Here is a 1,553-nt window from a genome sequence, read left to right on the forward strand (position 1 = left end):
AGTCCGATCCGCCTATCATAATCGCCGCTTGTCTGGCGAGCCTCTCAGCCCTCTTCCTCCACGATCGCGGCGACGCGTTCAGCCGATCCGGCCGCATAGGTCCAGCCGAGCGCGCCATGGCCAGTATTGGCGATCACCCCGGGGGCGATCGTCCGCATGATCGGAAGCGAATCGGGAGTCATTGGCCGAAGCCCGGCCCAACTCGACTCTATCGCGTCATAATCGGCGGCGTCGGGTAGCGCGGCGCGCGCGCTGCCGACCAGCGCGGCGAGGCGATCGGGTTCGACACCCGTATCGCGGCGGCCGAGGTCCGCGAGCCCGGCGATACGCATCCGGTCCGCCAGCCGGGCGAAGACGACGCGGTTCGCGGCATCGGTGATGCTGACGCGCGGTGCAGCCCGGCCTGGCGCGGCGGTGATCGAATAGCCCTTCATCGGCACGATCGGCAGCCGCGCGCCGAGCGTGCGCGCGAGACTGGCCGATTCGAGGCCGGCGCACAGGATGATGCGATCCGCGCCGAGGCGCGAGCCGTCGTTCAGGACGATCGTAGGGCGTTTTCCGTCGGCGTCGATCCGGTCGATCGCGACGCCGCAGCGGACCTCGGCGCCGCCCGCCACCAGCGCGGCCTGTACGCCGGTGCAGAAACGATAGGGGTCGCCGACCTCTTCGCTGGCGGTGTGGATCGCGCCGACGATCCCGTGCCGGATCAACGCGAGCATCGGCTCGACCGCGACCGCGCCGTCGGCATCGAGGAAGGATTGCTCGGCGCCTGCCACCCCCTTGTCGGCGGCGATGGCGCGCGCGGCGGCAAAGCTTTTCGCCGAACGGTAGAGAATGATCTTGCCCGGTGTGCCGTGCGCGAATTCGATCCGGTGCCGGCGCGCGAGAGCATGGAGCGCTCCCCGCGACCGGACTGCGAGCGCCAGCCCTGCGAGCGTGTTGCGCCGAAAGCGGTTCGCGCTGCCGTTGCGCACGAAGGCGAGCATCCAGCGCAGGAAATCGGGATCGAGGCTGGAATGAAAGCGAAAGGCCGGGTCGCGCGCGAGCAGCATCTGTGGGAACTGCGCGAGGGTAGCGGGGCTCGCGAGCGCGTCGGTGTAGGAATAGCTCAACTGCGCGCCATTGGCGAAGCTGGTGCCGCGCCCGGGTTCGTCGGCCTTGTCGACGACGGTGACGCGGTGGCCGCGGTCCGACAGCGTGAGTGCGGTCGCCATGCCGACGACGCCCGCGCCGATCACCACCAGCTCCTGCGGCCGGGCCGTCACCATCGCTTCGTCAGGGCGAAATTCCGCTCGCATGTCTCGACCCGACCTCCTTTTTGAGGCCGTGTCCGGACTTGATGCCGGTACCCGCCTCTTTGATTGTCAGATTATCGAGCGGATGCTGGCCGCAAAGCTGCTATTCTGTGCGAAAGCTATAACCGGGGGCTATGGGTTTGGAACTGGGGATGGCTGGTTTCGACCGGAAGCTGCCGATAGGGGATGTGCACCCCGGCGAAAGCCGGGGCCCAGAGCGTAATCGCGCAATGCCAGCCTTCTGACCCCATGGGCCCC

The 1,553-nt window shown here is 68.2% G+C and carries 1 protein-coding gene; it reads right to left on the reverse strand.

Going from position 1 to position 1,553, the window contains the following annotated elements; all coding sequences use genetic code 11:
- Nucleotides 1-44: 44 nt before the first annotated feature.
- Nucleotides 45-1,298: an FAD-dependent oxidoreductase gene (locus tag VGD20_RS09910; RefSeq protein ID WP_331134282.1), complete on the reverse strand. Its 1,254-nt coding sequence runs from the start codon at nucleotides 1,296-1,298 to the stop codon at nucleotides 45-47.
- Nucleotides 1,299-1,553 lie beyond the last annotated feature (255 nt).

Origin of the sequence: Sphingopyxis sp., from assembly GCF_036402335.1 — a bacterium.
In the GTDB taxonomy this organism is placed as follows: domain Bacteria; phylum Pseudomonadota; class Alphaproteobacteria; order Sphingomonadales; family Sphingomonadaceae; genus Sphingopyxis.